The following is a 19,566-nucleotide window of genomic DNA, read 5'->3' on the forward strand; positions in this document are numbered from 1 at the left end:
CAGAGCTACTGGCCGCAGCCTGCCGCCACCCCGGCCGACGAGTCGGGCGCGCCGTCCGACGCCGTGGACGCCCGCTTCTGGGAGGCCGTCGAGCGCGAGGACCTGGAGTCGCTGGCCGACACCCTCGCGTTCGGGGACGACGGTGAGCGGTCCTCGCTCGGCGCCGTCCTGCCCGCCCTGGCGTCCTGGCGCAAGCAGGCCCGCGAGCAGTCCACCGTGGACGGCTGGCGCTACCGCGTGACCTGGACCTCGCTGACCGAGGCACAGGCCCCGCGGCTGTCCGGGACCTGGCTGCTGGCCGTGCCCGAGTCCGCCGCCATCGACGACTGGACGCTCGGCGCGGTGCGGATGCTCACCGAACGCGGCGCCGAGGTGCGGCAGATCACCCCGGCCGCCGTGGAGTCGGACCGCGCGTCGCTGACCCGCCTGGTCCGCGAGGAGCTGGCCGACGCCGGAGCCGTCTCGGGTGTGCTGTCGCTGCTCGCCTTCGACACGGGCACCGCGCCCGGCACCGACGGGGTCGGCGCCGGGCTGGTCGGCACCGCCGCGCTGATCCAGGCGCTCGGCGACGCCGGGGTGGACGCGCCGCTGTGGTGCGCCACCCGGGGCGCGGTCGCCGTCGGCCGGACGGACCAGGTGGAATCCGCCGAGCAGGCGCTCGTCTGGGGCCTCGGCCGGACCGCGGCCCTGGAGTACCCGGAGCGCTGGGGCGGTCTGGTGGACCTGCCCGGCGCGCCCGACGAGCGGGTGCTGGCCCGGCTCGCCGGGGTGCTCGCCGGGACCGACGGCGAGGACCAGCTCGCGGTGCGCGCGGCCGGGGTGTTCGCCCGCAGGCTCGCCCACGCCCCGCTGGCCGGCGCGCCCGCCGTACGGTCGTGGAAGCCGTCCGGTACGACGCTGGTCACCGGCGGTACGGGCGCCCTGGGCGCCCATGTGGCGCGCTGGCTGGCCGGCAACGGGGCCGAGCACCTGGTGCTCACCAGCCGCCGTGGCCTGGACGCCCCGGGCGCCGCCGAACTGCGGGACGAGCTGACCGGGCTCGGTGCCGAGGTCACGATCGCCGCGTGCGACGTGGCCGACCGCAAGGCCGTCGAGACGCTGCTCGCCGCCATCCCGGCCGACCGGCCGCTCACGGCGGTCATGCACGCCGCGGGCGTCCTGGACGACGGCGTCCTGGACGCGCTCACCCCGGAGCGGTTCGCCACCGTCCTCGGCCCCAAGGCCGACGCGGCGCGCCATCTGGACGAGCTGACCCGCGATCTGGACCTGTCCGCGTTCGTACTGTTCTCCGGTATCGCGGGCACCCTCGGTGACGCCGGACAGGGCAACTACGCGGCGGCCAACGCCTATCTGGACGCGCTGGCCGAGCGGCGCCGCGCGGCGGGGCTGCCCGCCACCTCGGTGGCCTGGGGCCGCTGGGGTGAGACGGGCCTGGCCGCCGACGGCGCCATCGGCGAGCGGCTGGACCGGGGCGGCGTCCCGGCGATGGCCCCGCACGCCGCGATCACGGCGCTCCAGCGGGCCCTGGACCACGCGGACACGGTCGTGGCCGTCGCCGACATCCAGTGGGACCGCTTCGCCTACGGCTACACGGCGGTCCGCCCCAGCCCGCTCATCGGCGAACTGCCCGAGGTCAAGCAGTTGCGGGAGACCGGCGGCCCGGCCGGTGAGCCCGGCACGGCCTCCGACGGGTCCCCGGCCGACGCGCTGCGCGACCGGCTGGCCGGGATCTCCCGGGCCGAGCAGTCCCTGGTCGTCCTGGAGGTCGTGCGCACCAACGCGGCCGCCGCGCTCGGCCACCCCTCGACCGACGAGGTCGGCGCCGGGCGGGCGTTCAAGGAGCTGGGCTTCGACTCGCTCATCGCGCTGGAGCTGCGCAACCGGCTGACCGCCGCCACCGGGCAGAAGCTGCCCGCCACGCTGGTCTTCGACTACCCGACCCCCGCGGCGCTCGCCGAGTTCCTGTGCGGCCGGATCGTGGGCGACGGCGGTACGGCCGCGGCGCCCGGGATCGCGGAGCTCGACGCGCTGGAGTCCGCGCTGTCCGTCCTGGACCCCGGCAGCGAGGCACGGGACGACATCGCGGCCCGGCTGCGGGACCTCGCGGCGAAGTGGGCGGAGCCCCGTACGGCCGATGCCGAGGCGGCCGACGGCGACGGCGGCACCGTGACGGAGAAGTTGCAGGAGGCGACGCCCGACGAGGTCTTCGCCTTCATCGACAAGGAACTCGGAATCTAAGGATCTGAAGGTCCGCGGGCGCAAGGTTTGTGACGAGAAGCATGGGTGAGACTCCAATGGCGGATCAGGACAAGATCCTCGACTACCTCAAGCGGGTAACTGCCGATCTGCACCAGACGCGGCAGCGTCTTCGCGAGGTCGAGTCGCAGGAGCCTGAGCCGATCGCGATCGTCGGAATGAGCTGCCGGTTCCCCGGAGGCGTCACGTCTCCGGAGGAGCTGTGGGAGCTGGTGGCCGCGGGCGGCGACGCCATCGCGGACTTCCCCACGGACCGTGGCTGGGACGTCGACGCGCTCTTCGCCGACGACCCCGACGAGCAGGGCACCAGCTACACCGACAAGGGCGGGTTCCTCGACGGCGCGGGCGAGTTCGACGCCGGGTTCTTCGGGATCAGCCCGCGCGAGACCCTCGGCATGGATCCGCAGCAGCGGCTGCTGCTGGAGACGTCCTGGGAGGCGTTCGAGCGGGCCGGGATCGACCCGGCCACGCTCCGCGGCAGCAAGGCAGGTGTCTTCGTCGGCACCAACGGCCAGGACTACCCGGAGCTGATGCACACGCTGCCGCAGGGCGTCGAGCAGTATCTGCTCACCGGCAACGCCGCCAGCGTCATCTCCGGCCGGATCTCCTACACCTTCGGCCTGGAGGGCCCCGCGCTCACCGTCGACACCGCGTGCTCGGCATCGCTGGTGGCGCTGCACCTGGCCATCCAGGCGCTGCGCAACGGCGAGTGCTCGCTGGCGCTCACCGGCGGTGTCACGGTGATGAACAGCCCGCGTGCGTTCATCAACTTCAGCCGCCAGCGCGGCCTCGCCCCCGACGGCCGCTGCAAGGCGTTCGCGGACGGCGCGGACGGCACCGGCTGGGGCGAGGGCGTGGGCATGCTGCTCGTCGAGCGGCTGTCGGACGCCCGTAAGAACGGCCACCAGGTGCTGGCCGTCGTCCGCGGCTCCGCGATCAACCAGGACGGCGCGTCCAACGGCCTGACGGCGCCCAACGGCCCGTCCCAGCAGCGCGTCATCCGCCAGGCCCTCACCGACGCCCGGCTCACCCCGGCCCAGGTGGACGCCGTCGAGGCGCACGGCACCGGCACCAGCCTCGGCGACCCCATCGAGGCGCAGGCCCTGCTCGCCACGTACGGGCAGAACCGGGCCGAGGGCCGTCCGCTGTGGCTCGGCTCGATCAAGTCCAACTTCGGGCACACCCAGGCCGCCGCCGGTGTCGCCGGAATCATCAAGATGGTCAAGGCCATCGAGCACGGGGTGCTGCCCAGGACCCTGCACGTCGACGCGCCCTCCCGGGACGTGGACTGGGACGCGGGCGCCGTCTCCCTGCTCACCGAGAACACCCCGTGGCCGGAGACCGGCCAGCCGCGCCGCGCGGGCATCTCCTCCTTCGGTGTGAGCGGTACGAACGCCCACACCGTCATCGAGCAGGCCCCCGCCGAGGACCGCGAGCCGCAGGTCCCCGGCGACGCGGAGTGGACCGGTATCGGCGGGCAGGTGCCGCTGCTGGTGTCCGCGCAGAGCGCACCGGCGCTGCGCGCCCAGGCCGAGCGGCTCACCGCCCGGATCCAGGGCGACCCGGGCCTCGGCCTGGTCGACCTGGCCCACTCGCTGGCCACCACCCGTGCCGCGCTGGACCACCGGGCCGTGGTCCTCGCGGGCGCGGACGGCCGCGACGAACTGCTGCGCGGACTGGCCGAACTCGCCGAGGGCACCCCCACCGGCGGCGTCGTCCGGGGCGAGGTCGCCGAGGGCAAGGTCGCGTTCCTCTTCACCGGCCAGGGCAGCCAGCGCGCCGGAATGGGCCGTGCGCTGTACGCGGCCGTCCCGGCCTTCGCCCGTGCCCTGGACGAGGTGTGCGCCGAGCTGGACCAGCACCTCCAGCGGCCGCTGCGCGAGGTGATGTTCGGCGACGACAGCAGCCTGCTGGACCGCACCGGCTACACCCAGCCCGCGCTGTTCGCCCTCGAAGTGGCGCTGTTCCGGCTGCTGGAGACGTGGGGCGTCAAGCCCGACTTCCTCGTCGGCCACTCCATCGGCGAACTGGCCGCCGCGCATGTGGCCGGTGTGCTCTCGCCGGCCGACGCGGCCAAGCTGGTGGCCGCGCGCGGCCGGCTGATGGAGGAACTGCCCGCCGGTGGCGCGATGATCGCCGTCCAGGCGTCCGAGGACGAGGTGGCGCCGCTGCTCACCGAGCGGGTGTCGATCGCCGCGCTCAACGGGCCGACGTCGGTCGTCATCGCGGGCGACGAGGACGCGGCGCTGGAGATCGCTTCCGGTTTCGAGACGCGGGGCCGCAAGACCAAGCGGCTCACCGTGAGCCACGCGTTCCACTCGCCGCGCATGGACGGCATGCTGGACGCCTTCCGCGAGGTCGCGCGGCAGATGACCTACGCCCCGCCGGTCATCCCCATCATCTCCAACCTCACCGGCGGTTCGGTCTCCGCCGACGAGATCTGCTCGCCCGACTACTGGGTCCGGCACGTGCGCGAGGCGGTCCGCTTCACCGACGGCATCCGCCGGCTCGAGGAGTACGACGTCGCCACGTACGTGGAGCTGGGCCCCGACGGGGTGCTCTCCGCCATGGCGCAGGACTGCGTCACCGGCGACGGCGCCGCGTTCGTGCCCGTGCTGCGCGGCGACCGCCCCGAGGCCATCGCCCTGGCCGGCGCCCTCGCCCGCGCCCATGTCCACGGCGTGGCCGTCGACTGGGCCGCGGTCTTCGAGGGCTCCGGCGCCCGCCGCGTCGAACTGCCCACCTACGCCTTCCAGCGCGAGCTGTACTGGCCCGAGCCGCCAGGACCGTGGACCGGCGACGTCACCGCCGCCGGGCTCGGCTCCGCCGACCATCCGCTGCTCGGCGCCGCCGTGTCGCTCGCCGACGGCGCCGGATTCCTCTTCACCGGACGGCTGTCCCTCCAGACCCACCCCTGGCTGGCCGACCACGCCGTCATGGACACCGTGCTGCTGCCCGGCACGGCCTTCGTGGAGCTGGCCATCCGCGCCGGTGACCACGCGGGCGCGGACGTCCTGGAGGAGCTCACCCTCGAGGCCCCGCTGGTCCTGCCCCCGCAGGGCGGCGTCCAGCTCCAGGTGTCCGTGGGCGCCCCGGACGAGACCGGCCGCCGCTCGCTGACCCTGCACTCGCGGCTGGAGGAGGCCCCCGACGGCACCTGGGGCGAGGGCGAGTGGACCCGCCACGCCACCGGTGTGCTCGGCACCGGCGCCACCACCCCCGACGAGACCCTCACCACCTGGCCCCCGGCCGGTGCCACCCAAGTCCCCGTGGACGGTCTCTACGACTGGCTCGCCGGGACCGGATTCGCCTACGGCCCGGTCTTCCAGGGGCTCCAGGGCGCCTGGCAACACGGTGACCAGGTGTACGCCGAGGTGCGGCTGCCCGAGAGCGCCCGCGCCGAGGCCGAGCTGTTCGGGCTGCACCCGGCGCTGCTGGACGCGGCCCTGCACGCCGTGGGCATCGGCTCCCTCCTGGAGGACACCGAGCACGGCCGCCTCCCCTTCTCCTGGAGCGGGGTCCGGCTGCACGCCGTGGGCGCCGCCACGCTGCGCGTCCGGCTCTCGCCCGCCGGTCAGGACGCGGTGGCCGTGCTGGTGACCGACGAGAGCGGCGCGCCCGTCGCCTCCGTCGACTCGCTGCTGCTGCGGCCCGTCTCGCCCGACCAGGTGCACGCCGCGCGCGGCGCCTTCCACGAGGCGCTGTTCCGCGTCGAGTGGACCCACGCGCCGGTCCCCGCCAACACCACCGTCGTGGCCGGGCAGTGGGCGGTGCTGGGCGACGGCCACCCCGAGTTGGCCCTCGCCCTGCCCACCGCCGCCGGGTACGCCGACCTGGCCGCGCTCGGCGCGGCCGTGGACGCCGGGGCCCCGGTGCCGCGGGCCGTCGTCGCGCCGTTCTTCGCGGATGACACCGGGCTTCCCGTCGGGACCGCCGTGCGCGAGGCCCTGCACCGCGCGCTTGAGCTGGTCCAGAGCTGGCTCGCCGACGCCCGGTTCGAGGGCTCCCGGCTGGTGATCGCCACCCGTGGCGCCGTCGCCACCTCCGCCGACGCCGACACCGGGGACCTGGCCCACGCCCCGCTGTGGGGCCTGCTGCGCTCGGCGCAGTCCGAGAACCCGGACCGCTTCGTGCTGATGGACTTCGACAGCGCCGACGGGACCGACGAGTCGTACCGCGTGCTGTCCGCCGCCCTGGCCACCGGTGAGTCGCAGCTCGCCGTCCGCGCCGGGACCGTGGTCGTACCGCGGCTGGCCAAGGTCGCCTCCGACCCCGAGCGGACCGCCCCCGCCCTCGACCCCGAGGGCACCGCCCTGGTCACCGGCGCCACCGGCACCCTCGGCGGGCTGGTCGCCCGCCATCTGGTGGCCGAGCACGGCATACGCCACCTGCTGCTGCTCAGCAGGCGCGGGGGAGACGCCCACGGGGCCGCCGAACTCGTCGCCGAGCTGCGCGCGTCGGGCGCCGAGGTCACCCTCACCGCCTGCGACGTGGCCGACCGCGACGCGCTCGCCGAGGTGCTGGCCGCCGTCCCGGCCGAGCACCCGCTGACCGCCGTGGTGCACACGGCCGGTGTGCTGGACGACGGTGTCATCGGCTCGCTGACCGCCGAGCGCGTCGACCGCGTCCTGCCGCCCAAGGTGGACGCCGCGTGGAACCTCCACGAGCTGACCCGCGACCTCGACCTCTCCGCGTTCGTGCTGTTCTCCGCCGCCGCCGGCACCCTCGGCGGCCCCGGCCAGGCCAACTACGCGGCCGCCAACGCCTTCCTGGACGCCCTCGCCCACCGGCGCCGCGCCCAGGGGCTGCCCGCCACCGCCCTCGCCTGGGGCCTGTGGGCCGAGCGCAGCGGCATGACCGGCGACCTGGACGACACCGACATCCAGCGCATCACCCGCGCCGGAGTGGCCGCCCTCTCCTCCGAGGAGGGCCTCGCCCTCCTGGACACCGCCCTCGCCGTGGGCGACCCCACGCTCGTCCCCATGCACCTGGACCTGGCGCCGCTGCGCCACGCCGATGCCACCATGGTCCCCGCGCTGCTGCGCGGCCTGGTGCGGGCCCCCGGCCGCCGGGTGGTCGAGGCGGGCGGCGGCGCGGCCCCCGGCGGGCTCGCCGACCGGCTCCTCGGGCTGTCCGTGCCCGAGCGCGACCGGCTGCTGCTGGAGATCGTGTGCGGTCAGGTGGCCGCCGTACTCGGCTACGCGGGCCCGGAGGCCGTCGGCTCGGCACGCGCCTTCAAGGAGCTGGGCTTCGACTCGCTCACCGCCGTCGAGCTGCGCAACCGCCTCGGCGCCGTCACGGGCGTACGGCTCCCGGCCACCCTCGTCTTCGACTACCCGACACCGACCGCGCTCGCCGGCTTCCTGCGCACCGAGATCCTCGGCGACCAGGCCGACGAGGCCGCCGCGGCCCCGGCCGCCACCGTGGCCGTCGCCGACGACGAGCCCATCGCCATCGTCGGCATGAGCTGCCGCTACCCCGGCGGGGTCAGCAGCCCCGAGGAGCTGTGGCAGCTCGTCACCGGCTCGGTGGACGCCATCTCCGGCTTCCCGACCGACCGCGGCTGGCAGCTCGAAGGGCTGCTGGGCGACGACCCCGAGCAGGCGGGCACCAGCGCCACCATCGAGGGCGGATTCCTCTACGACGCGGGCGAGTTCGACCCCGACTTCTTCGGCATCAACCCGCGCGAAGCCCTCGCCATGGACCCGCACCAGCGGCTGCTGCTGGAGAGCTCCTGGGAGGCGTTCGAGCGGGCCGGGATCGACCCGGCGACCGTACGCGGCAGCAAGACCGGCGTCTTCGCGGGCGTCATGTACCACGACTACCTCTCCCGGCTGACCGCCCTGCCGGAGGGACTGGAGGGCTACCTCGGCACCGGTACGGCGGGCAGCGTGGCCTCCGGCCGGGTGGCGTACACCTTCGGTCTCGAAGGCCCCGCGGTCACCATCGACACGGCGTGTTCGTCGTCGCTGGTGGCGCTGCACCTGGCCGCGCAGGCGCTGCGCAACGGCGAGTGCACCATGGCCCTCGCGGGCGGTGTCACCGTCATGTCCACCCCGGACACCTTCATCGACTTCAGCCGCCAGGGCGGTCTTTCGGCCAGCGGCCGCTGCAAGTCCTTCTCCGCGGACGCGGACGGCACCGGCTGGGCCGAGGGTGTCGGCATGCTGCTGGTGGAGCGGCTGTCGGACGCCCGGCGCAATGGCCATAAGGTGCTGGCGGTCGTGCGGGGCACGGCGGTCAACCAGGATGGTGCGTCGAATGGTCTGACGGCGCCGAACGGTCCCTCGCAGCAGCGGGTGATCCGGCAGGCGCTGGCGAACGCGCGTCTGTCGGCGTCCGAGGTGGACGCGGTGGAGGCGCATGGCACGGGTACGACGCTGGGTGACCCGATCGAGGCGCAGGCGCTGCTGGCCACGTACGGCAAGGAGAAGACCGAGGATCGGCCGCTGTGGCTGGGCTCGATCAAGTCCAACTTCGGCCATACGCAGGCCGCGGCCGGTGTCGCGGGCATCATCAAGATGGTGCAGGCGATGCGGCACGGTGTGCTGCCGAAGTCGCTGCACATCGATGAGCCGTCGCCGCATGTGGACTGGGCGGCGGGTGCGGTGTCGCTGCTGAGCGAGGCGCGGGAGTGGCCGGAGACCGGGCGTCCGCGCCGGGCCGGTATCTCCTCCTTCGGCGTCAGCGGCACCAACGCGCACGCCATCATCGAGCAGGCCCCGGAGACCGAACCGGCGGAGGTCTCCGCGCTTCCGGCCGCCCGGCCTTCCGTGCTGCCGTGGACCGTGTCCGGCAAGAACGCCGACGCGCTGCGGGCACAGGCCGAGCGGCTGCTCGCCGACCTCGAGCGGCGGCCGGACGTCTCCCCGACCGACCTGGCGTACTCGCTCGCGACCTCCCGCGCCGCGCTGGACCACCGTGCGGTCGTGGTCGGCTCGGACCGCGCGGCGCTGATCTCGGGCCTGGAGGCGCTGGCGCGCGGCGAGTCGGCCGCGGGGCTGGTCCAGGGCTCGGTGGCGGATGGCAAGGTGGCCTTCCTGTTCACCGGCCAGGGCAGCCAGCGGCTCGGCATGGGCCGTGAGCTGTACGACGCCTACCCGGTGTTCGCGGAGGCGTTCGACGCGGTCTGCGACGAACTGGACGCGCATCTCGAACGGCCGCTGAAGACCGTGGTGTTCGGGGACGACGCGGCGGAGCTGGACCGGACCGGGTTCACTCAGCCCGCGCTGTTCGCGATCGAGGTGGCGCTGTTCCGGCTGGTCTCGGAGGCGTGGGGGCTGCGGCCCGACTTCCTCTCCGGGCACTCCATCGGTGAGCTGGCCGCCGCGCATGTGGCGGGTGTGCTGTCGCTGGCCGACGCGGCGAAGCTGGTGGCGGCGCGTGGCCGGTTGATGCAGGAGCTGCCCGCGGGTGGCGCGATGATCGCGGTGCAGGCGTCCGAGGACGAGGTCGCGCCGCTGCTCACCGAGCGCGTCTCGATAGCCGCCCTCAACGGGCCCACTTCCGTCGTCATCGCGGGTGATGAGGACGCGGCGGCTGAGATCGCTTCCGGTTTCGAGGCCCAGGGCCGTAAGACCAAGCGCCTCACGGTCAGCCACGCGTTCCACTCTCCGCGCATGGACGGGATGCTGGAGGCGTTCCGCGAGGTCGCGCAGGGGCTGGCCTACGAGGCTCCGCGCATCCCGATCGTCTCCAACCTCACCGGTGGCGTCGTCTCCGCCGAGGAGATCACCAGCCCCGGCTTCTGGGTGCGCCACGTCCGCGAGGCGGTCCGCTTCCTCGACGGCGTTCGGACGTTGGAGGCCCAGGGCGTCACCACCTACCTCGAACTCGGCCCCGACGGCGTGCTCTCCGCCATGGGCCAGGACTGCCTCGCCGAGTCCGAGTCCGAGTCCGACGCCGATGTGGCCGGTTTCGCCGCCGCGCTGCGCAAGGACCGCGCCGAGGCCGAGACCGTGGCCACCGCACTCGCCGCCCTGCACGTCCGCGGTGTGACCCCGGACTGGGCCGGGTACTTCGCCGGGACCGGCGCCCACCGCGTCGACCTGCCGACCTACGCCTTCCAGCACCGCCGCTTCTGGCTGACGTCCCCCGCGGGCTTCGTGGGCGACGTCGAGTCGGCGGGTCTGGACCGGGCCGACCACCCCCTGCTGGGCGCGGCCGTTCCGCTGGCGGACTCCGACGGCTTCCTGTTCACCGGGCGACTGTCGCTGGAGAGCCACCCGTGGCTGGCCGACCACGCCGTCATGGGCACCGTCCTGCTGCCCGGCACCGCCTTCGTCGAACTGGCCATCCGCGCCGGTGACCAGGTGGGCTGCGACCGGCTGGACGAGCTGACGATCGAGGCGCCGCTGGTGCTGCCCGAGCGCGGCGCGGTCCAGTTGCAGATCGTGGTCGGCGCCCCGCAGCCGGCCGGGCACCGCACCCTGGAGCTGTACTCGCGGGCGCAGGACGCGCCCGCCGAGATGCCGTGGCTCCGGCATGCGAGCGGTGTGCTGGTGGCCGCCGGCCCGCGGCCCTCGTTCGACCTGACGGCGTGGCCGCCGCAGGGCGCCGAGCCCGCCGAGGTCGAGGGGCTCTACGACCACCTGGCGCAGGGCGGTTTCGCGTACGGCCCGATGTTCCAGGGGCTGACGGCGGCCTGGCTGCGCGGTGACGAGGTGTTCGCCGAGGTGCGGCTGCCGGAGGACCGCAAGGCCGACGCGGGCGGGTTCGGGCTGCACCCGGCGCTGCTGGACGCCGCGCTGCACAGCACGTTCGCCCGCGCGGGCGGAGATGAGCAGGGGCGGCTGCCGTTCTCCTGGAGCGGGGTGTCGCTGCACGCCGTGGGCGCCGACGCGCTCCGGGTCCGGCTGACCCCGGCCGGTGCCGACGGTGTGTCGCTGGAGCTGGCCGACGGCACCGGTGCCCCGGTGGCCTCGGTCGAGCAGCTCGCGCTGCGCCCGGTCTCGGCCGGGCAGCTCGCCGAGGGCCGCTCCGCCGCGTACCACGAGTCGCTGTACCGGCTGGACTGGGCCACCGTGCCGATGTCCACCGAGAGCCCGGCCGCGTCCTGGACGGTGCTCGGTGCGGGCGCGCCCGCCCCGCTGACCTCCGGTGCCGCGATCCACGCCGACCTGGACGCGCTGGCCGCGGCCGGGGAGGCGCCCGCGTACGTCCTGGCGTACCTCGACCCGCGCGACGCCACCGGGGACGAGGTGACCGCCGCCGTCCACACCGCCACCCAGCGGACGCTGGCGCTCGTCCGGGCGTGGCTGGCCGACGACCGGTTCGCCGCGTCCCAGCTGGTGCTGGTCACCCGGGGCGCGGTGGCCACCGCGGGCGACGCCGGGACCCACGACCTGGCACACGCCCCGGTGTGGGGCCTGGTGCGCTCGGCGCAGTCGGAGAACCCGGACCGGCTGGTGCTGGTGGACCTCGACGGCACCGACGCCTCCTACGAGGCGCTGGGCGCCGCGCTCGCCTCCGGCGAGCCGCAGTTCGTGCTGCGCCGGGGCGCCGTACACGCCCCCCGGCTGGCGCGCACCGCCGCCAGTGGGCCCATGGTGCCGCCGCCCGGCGAGCCGGCCTGGCGGCTGGACATCCAGGACAAGGGCACCCTGGAGAACCTCACCCTGCTGCCCAGCCCGGAGGCCGCCGCGCCGCTGGAGGCCGGGCAGGTGCGGGTCGCGGTCCGGGCCGCCGGTGTGAACTTCCGCGATGTGCTCAACGCGCTCGGCATGTACCCCGGTGACGCGGGCCTGATGGGCAGCGAGGGCGCGGGAGTCGTCCTCGAGACCGGCCCCGGCGTCACCGACCTGGCGCCCGGCGACCGGGTGATGGGCATGCTGCCCGGTGGCTTCGGCCCGCTGGTGGTCGTCGACCGCCGCATGGTCGTGCCGATGCCCGAGGGCTGGTCGTACGCCCAGGCCGCGTCCGTGCCGATCGTCTTCATGACGGCCTACTACGCGCTGCGCGACCTGGCCGGCCTCCGGGGCGGGGAGTCGCTCCTGGTGCACGCCGCCGCCGGTGGTGTCGGCATGGCCGCCGTGCAGCTGGCCCGCCACTGGGGTGTGGACGTCTACGCCACCGCCAGTCAGGGCAAGTGGGACACGCTGCGCTCGCTGGGGCTGGCCGACGACCGGATCGCCTCCTCCCGCGACCTGGCCTTCGAGGACAAGTTCCGCGAGGTCAGCGGCGGTCGCGGCGTCGATGTCGTACTGGACTCGCTGGCCCGGGAGTTCGTGGACGCGTCGCTGCGGCTGCTGCCGCGCGGCGGCCGGTTCGTCGAGATGGGCAAGACCGACGTCCGGGCGCCCGAGGAGGTCGCGGCCACCTACCCCGGCGTCTCCTACCAGGCGTTCGACCTCACCGAGGCGGGCCTGGACCGCATCCAGGAGATGCTGAGCGAGCTGCTGGAGCTGTTCCGGCAGGGCGCGCTGCGGGCGCTGCCGATCACCGCGTGGGACCTGCGGCAGGCCCCGGACGCGTTCCGCTACCTCAGCCAGGCCCGCCATATCGGCAAGGTCGTGCTCACCGTGCCCGCCCCGTGGAACCCGGACGGCACGGTGCTGATCACCGGCGGCACCGGCACCCTGGGCGGCCTGGTCGCCCGGCACGCGGTCACCGAGCGCGGCGTACGCCGTCTGGTGCTCACCAGCCGCCGCGGTGAGCAGGCCGCGGGCGCGGCCGAACTCGCCGCCGAACTGCGCGAGCTGGGCGCCGAGGTCACCATCGCCGCCTGCGACGCGGCCGACCGGGACGCGCTCGCCGCCGTCCTGGCCGACATCCCCTCCGGGCGTCCGCTGACCGCCGTCGTGCACACCGCCGGTGTGCTGGACGACGGGGTGATCGACGCGCTGACGCCGGAGCGGCTGGAGAAGGTGCTGCGCCCCAAGGTGGACGCGGCCGTCAACCTGCACGAGCTGACCCGCGACCAGGACCTGGCCGCGTTCGTGCTGTTCTCCTCGGCGGCCGGGACCTTCGGCGGCCCCGGCCAGGCCAACTACGCGGCGGCCAACTCCTTCCTGGACGCCCTGGCCCGCCACCGCCAGTCCCAGGGCCTCGCCGCCACCTCGCTGGCCTGGGGCCTGTGGGCCGAGGCCAGCGGGATGACCGGTGAGCTGGAGGCCACCGACAAGTCCCGGATGACCCGCTCCGGGGTGCTGGGGCTCTCCTCCGCCGAGGGCCTGGCGCTGTTCGACGCCGCCCAGGAGGTGGGCGACGCCTTCCTGGTGCCCATGCAGCTCGACCTGGCGCCGCTCACCGGCGCGCCCATCGAGATGGTGCCGCCGCTGCTGCGCGGTCTGGTGCGCGGCGGTACGACCCGCCGCACCGCCGAGTCGGGCGCGGACAGGGACGGCTCCTCGCTGGTGGAGCGGCTGGTCCGGCTGGCCGCGGCCGAGCGCGAGCAGACCCTGCTGGACCTGGTGCGCGCCCAGGTGGCCGTGGTGCTCGGCCATGACTCGCCCGACGCGGTGGAGGCGAGCCGGGCCTTCAAGGACCTCGGCTTCGACTCGCTGACCGCGGTGGAGTTCCGCAACCGCCTCGGCGGCGCCGCCGGGCTGCGGCTGCCCGCCACCCTCGTCTTCGACTACCCGACGCCGACCGCGCTGGCCGGATATCTGCTGGAGGAGCTGCTCGGCTCCGAGGCGGCCGCGGCCGTCCCCGCGCGGGCGGAGGGCCCGGCGGGTGCCGTGACGGACGAGGACGACCCGATCGCCATCATCGCGATGAGCTGCCGCTTCCCCGGGGATGTGCGCACCCCCGAGGACCTGTGGGAGCTGCTGGCCGAGGGCCGGGACGGCATCGCCCGGCTGCCGGAGGACCGGGGCTGGGACCTCGAGGCGTTCTACGACCCGGACCCGGACCGGCCCGGCACCTCGTACGCCCGCGAGGGCGGCTTCTACTACGACGCCCACCACTTCGACCCGGCCTTCTTCGGCATCAACCCGCGCGAGGCGCTCGCCATGGACCCCCAGCAGCGGCTGCTGCTGGAGACCTCCTGGGAGTCCTTCGAGCGGGCGGGCCTCGACCCGGGGGCGCTGCGCGGCAAGCAGGTCGGCGTGTTCGTCGGCCAGATGCACAACGACTATGTGTCGCGGCTGCACACCGTCCCGGAGGGCGTCGAGGGCTACCTCGGCACCGGCGGCTCCAGCAGCATCGCCTCCGGCCGGGTGGCGTACACCTTCGGCTTCGAGGGCCCGGCCGTCACGGTCGACACGGCGTGTTCGTCGTCGCTGGTGGCGCTGCACCTGGCGGCGCAGGCGCTGCGCAACGGCGAGTGCGCGATGGCGCTCGCGGGCGGTGTCACCATCATCACCACCCCCGACGTGTTCACCGAGTTCAGCCGCCAGCGCGGTCTGGCCAGGAACGGCCGCTGCAAGCCGTTCGCCGCCGCCGCCGACGGCACGGCCTGGGGCGAGGGTGTCGGCATGCTGCTGGTGGAGCGGCTGTCGGACGCCCGGCGCAATGGCCATAAGGTGCTGGCGGTCGTACGGGGCACGGCGGTCAACCAGGATGGTGCGTCGAATGGTCTGACGGCGCCGAACGGTCCCTCGCAGCAGCGGGTGATCCGGCAGGCGCTGGCGAACGCGCGTCTGTCGGCGTCCGAGGTGGACGCGGTGGAGGCGCATGGCACGGGTACGACGCTGGGTGACCCGATCGAGGCGCAGGCGCTGCTGGCCACGTACGGCAAGGAGAAGACCGAGGATCGGCCGCTGTGGCTGGGCTCGATCAAGTCCAACTTCGGCCATACGCAGGCCGCGGCCGGTGTCGCGGGCATCATCAAGATGGTGCAGGCGATGCGGCACGGTGTGCTGCCGAAGTCGCTGCACATCGATGAGCCGTCGCCGCATGTGGACTGGGCGGCGGGTGCGGTGTCGCTGCTGAGCGAGGCGCGGGAGTGGCCGGAGACCGGGCGTCCGCGCCGGGCCGGTATCTCGTCGTTCGGCATGAGCGGCACCAACGCGCACGCCATCATCGAGCAGGTGCCGGAGGCCGAGGACGCGGAGGCTTCGGCGCTTCCGCCGGGTGAGCCGTCCGTGCTGCCGTCCCTGTTGCCGTCCGCGCTGCCGTGGGTGCTGTCCGCCAAGACCCCCGAGGCGCTGCGCGCCCAGGGGGCCCGGCTCCGCGCCCATGTGGCCGACCGTCCCGAGCTGCCCCTGGCCGACATCGGCCACTCCCTGGCCACGTCCCGGGTGCCGTTCGAGCACCGGGCGACCCTCCTCGCCCGGGACCGGGACGCCTTCCTGGCCGGGCTCGACGCCCTCGCCGAGGGCCGCACCACGACCGGCCTGGTCGAGGGCGCGGTGGCCGAGGGCGGCAAGCTGGCCGTCCTCTTCACCGGCCAGGGCAGCCAGCGGCTCGGCATGGGCCGTGAGCTGTACGACGCCTACCCGGCGTTCGCCGAGGCGCTGGACGAGGTGTGCGACGCGCTGGCCCCGCACCTCGAACGGCCGCTGAAGACGGTGATGTTCGGGGACGACGCCGAGGAGCTGGACCGGACCGGGTTCACCCAGCCCGCGCTGTTCGCGGTCGAGGTGGCGCTGTTCCGCCTGGTCGAGGCGTGGGGCGTGAAGCCGGACCTCCTCTCCGGCCACTCCATCGGCGAACTGGCGGCGGCCCATGTGGCCGGTGTGCTCTCGCTGGCCGACGCCGCGAAGCTGGTGGCCGCCCGCGGGCGGTTGATGCAGCGGCTGCCGGCCGGTGGCGCGATGATCGCCGTCCAGGCGTCCGAGGACGAGGTGACCCCGCGGCTGGGCAAGCGCGTGAGCATCGCGGCCGTCAACGGCCCGACCTCGGTCGTGGTCGCGGGCGACGAGGACGCGGCGCTGGAGATCGCGGCGGCCTTCGAGGCGGAGGGCCGCAAGACCAAGCGGCTCACCGTCAGCCACGCGTTCCACTCGCCCCACATGGACGGCATGCTGGACGCCTTCCGCGAGGTGGCGCTGGGGCTGACGTACCAGCCTCCGCGCATCCCGATCGTGTCCAACCTGACCGGTGGCGTGGTCGCCGCCGAAGAGATCATGACGGCCGACTTCTGGGTGCGCCACGTCCGTGAGGCCGTCCGCTTCCTGGACGGGGTGCGGACCCTGGAGGCGCAGAACGTCGCCACGTACCTCGAACTGGGCCCCGACGGTGTCCTGACCGCCATGGCCCAGGACTGCGTGGCCGACGCCGACGTGGCCGCCTTCGCCGCCGCGCTGCGCAAGGGCCGCCCCGAGGCCGAGACGCTGCTGACGGCCGTTGGCGCCGCCCATGTCCGGGGCGCCGCGGTGGACTTCGGTCCGCTGTACGCCCCGTACGGCCCGAAGCTGGTCGATCTGCCGACGTACGCCTTCCAGCGCCGCTCGTTCTGGCTGGACGCCGGCCCGGTCGGCGGTGACGCCACCGCGATCGGCCTCCACGCGGCGGGCCACCCGCTGCTGGGCGCCGCCGTGGAACTGCCCGACTCGGACGGCATCGCCTTCACCGGACGGCTCTCCCTGCAGACCCAGCCCTGGCTGGCCGACCACGCGGTCATGGGCACGGTGCTGCTGCCGGGCACCGCCTTCGTGGAGCTGGCCCTGCGCGCCGGGGACCACGCGGGCTGCGACCGCCTGGACGAACTCACCCTGGAAGCCCCCCTGATCGTCCCCGACCAGGGCGCCGTCCAGCTCCGCCTCTCCCTCGCCGCCCCCGACGACACCGGCCGCCGCGCGCTCACGCTGCACTCGCGCGCGGAGGGCGCGCCGACGGACGAACCGTGGCTGCGCCACGCCACGGGCGCCTTGGTGGCGGGCACGGCGGAGAGTTCGTTCGACCTGACCGCCTGGCCGCCCGCGGAGGCCGAGAAGATCGAGGTGGCGGGCCTGTACGAGGGTCTGGCCGATTCGGGCTTCGCCTACGGCCCGGTCTTCCAGGGCCTGACGGCCGCCTGGCGACGCGGCGACGAGGTGTTCGCCGAGGTGAGCCTGCCGGAGGACCGCAAGTCCGAGGCGGGCGCGTTCGGGCTGCACCCGGCGCTGCTGGACGCCGCACTGCACGCATTGGGCCTGAGCGCGGCCGAAGAGGGCAACGGCCAGGGCCGCCTGCCCTTCTCCTGGACCGGAGTCTCCCTGCACGCGGTGGGCGCCTCGGCCCTGCGCGTGCGGCTGGACGGCACGGCCACGGGCACGGTGACCCTGGAACTGGCCGACACGACGGGCGCCCCGGTGGCATCGGTAGCGGGCCTGGCCCTCCGCACGATCTCCCCGGACCAGTTGGGCGCGGCCCGCCCCGGCAGCCCGTCCGACTCCCTCTTCCGCCTGGACTGGCTCCCGGTCCCGGCCCAGTCCACCGAGGTGACCCCCGACCGCTGGGCGGCGGTGGGCCCCGACACCCTGGGCCTCCCGACGTACGCGGACCTGGACGCGCTGGCGGAGGCGATCGCCTCCGGCACCCGGCTCCCGGAATACGTCGTGGCCGACCTGGCGAATCAAGCCCGTCCGGCAAACCAAGCCCGTCCGGCGTTTGAGGACCGGGGTCCAGGGGCGGAGCCCATGGTTACGGGAAGGGGCGGGACTGGGGAAAACCCCTCGCCCGCCGACACGGCACACCAGTCCACCACCCACGCCCTGGCCCTCCTCCAGCAGTGGCTGGCCGACGACCGCTTCACGGACGCCCGCCTGGTCATCCTCACCTCGGGAGCCGTAAGCACCGGTACGGACGAGCCGACGACCGACCCGGCCCAAGCCGCCATCTGGGGCCTGGCCCGCTCCGCCCAGGCGGAGAACCCGGACCGCATCGTCCTCGTGGACACCGACGGCAAGGGCAAGCCACAAGACACCGTGGCCACCGCCCTGGCAACGGGCGAACCCCAGATCGCCCTCCGCGACGGCGCCCCCCGGGCGCCAAGGCTGGCCCGAGCCACCACCGTGGCGAAGGCGACGGAGAACCAAGCGCCCGAGTGGAACACCGACGGCACCGTCCTCCTCACCGGCGCCACCGGCACCCTGGGCACCCTCCTCGCCAAGCACCTGGTCACCAACCACGGCGTACGCCACCTGCTCCTGCTCAGCCGCCGTGGCGAAACCGCCCCCGGCGCCGCCGAACTCACCGCCGAACTCACCGACCTGGGCGCCGAAGCCCACTGGGCGGCCTGCGACGCGGCCGACCGAAGCGCCCTCGCCGAGGTCATCGCGTCCATCCCGGCCGAACACCCGCTCACCGCCGTGATCCACACGGCAGGCGTCCTGGACGACGGAGTGATCGGCTCGCTCACCCCCGAGCGCCTGGCCACCGTGGCCCGTCCGAAGGCACACGCGGCGTGGAACCTCCACGAGCTGACCCAGGACGCGGACCTGTCCGCGTTCATCCTGTTCAGCTCGGCCGCCGGTGTCTTCGGCGGCCCCGGCCAGGGCAACTACGCGGCGGCCAACGCCTTCCTGGACGGCCTGGCCCAGCACCGCCGCGCCAATGGCCTGCCCGCCACCTCCCTCGCCTGGGGCCTGTGGTCGGTGGCCGGAGGCATGGGCGGTGAACTGGACGAGGCCGAGATCGCCCGCATCCGGCGCGGCGGGGTCGGCGTGCTCACGGCCGAGAGCGGCATGGAGCTGTTCGACGCCGCACAGGGCGTCGCGAAGAGCGCCGCGCAGGACGCCGCACAGGGCGCCGCACAGGGCTCGGACGGGGCCCTCCTCATACCGCTGCCGCTGGACATGGCCGCACTCAGGGCACAAGCGGGCAGCGGCATGCTGCCCGCGCTCTTCCGCGGCCTGGTCCGGGCCCCGGCCCGCCGTGCCGCCGAGTCCGCGGCCGCCGCCGCGGCCGGTGCCGAGGCGCTGCGTGAGCGGCTCGCCGGGCTCTCCGGGCCCGAGCGCGAGGAGGTGCTGCTGGAGCTGGTGTGCACCCAGGTGGCGGCCGTCCTCGGCTACCCCGGCCCGGAGACGGTCGACCCGGCCCGCTCGTTCAGCGAGGTCGGCTTCGACTCGCTCACCGCGGTCGAACTCCGCAACCGTCTCAACGCGACGACCGGAGTCCGCCTCCCGGCGACGCTGGTCTTCGACTACCCGACGCCCAACGCACTGGTCGAGTATCTGCGCGGCGAGATCCTGCCGGACGACGCGACGGCGGTCACCTCGCTGCTCGCGGAGCTCGACGGGCTGGAGAAGTCCCTGGCCGGAGCCGCCCCGGACGACGAGGGCCGGAGCAGGGTCACCGCGCGGCTGCAGGCCCTGCTCGCGCAATGGAACGACAACCGAGGACCGGAAGACGGCGCCGGAGTCGCCGAGGAGCTGGAGTCCGCCACGGACGACGACCTCTTCGACTTCATCGGCAAGGAATTCGGGATCTCCTGAAGTGACCGTA

The 19,566-nt window shown here is 74.5% G+C and carries 2 protein-coding genes; both read left to right on the forward strand.

Annotated elements, in window-relative coordinates; translation table 11 throughout:
* Positions 1-2,238, forward strand: a 2,238-nt coding sequence (locus NP777_RS44965; protein WP_256655984.1) for an SDR family NAD(P)-dependent oxidoreductase, incomplete at its 5' end; no start/stop codon positions are given.
* A 56-nt stretch (positions 2,239-2,294) separates the two neighbouring features.
* A complete protein-coding gene (locus NP777_RS44970; protein WP_449343566.1) occupies positions 2,295-19,556 on the forward strand; it encodes an SDR family NAD(P)-dependent oxidoreductase in 17,262 nt (5,753 codons plus the stop codon).
* Positions 19,557-19,566: the final 10 nt, after the last annotated feature.

The sequence above is a fragment of the Streptomyces rugosispiralis genome (assembly GCF_024505145.1).
GTDB classification, from domain to species: domain Bacteria; phylum Actinomycetota; class Actinomycetes; order Streptomycetales; family Streptomycetaceae; genus Streptomyces; species Streptomyces rugosispiralis.

What these genes read in the sequence shown, in the direction of transcription:
- NP777_RS44970 (WP_449343566.1), top strand. Translation starts at nt 2,295, where the DNA reads ATGGCGGATCAGGACAAGATCCTCGACTACCTCAAGCGGGTAACTGCC.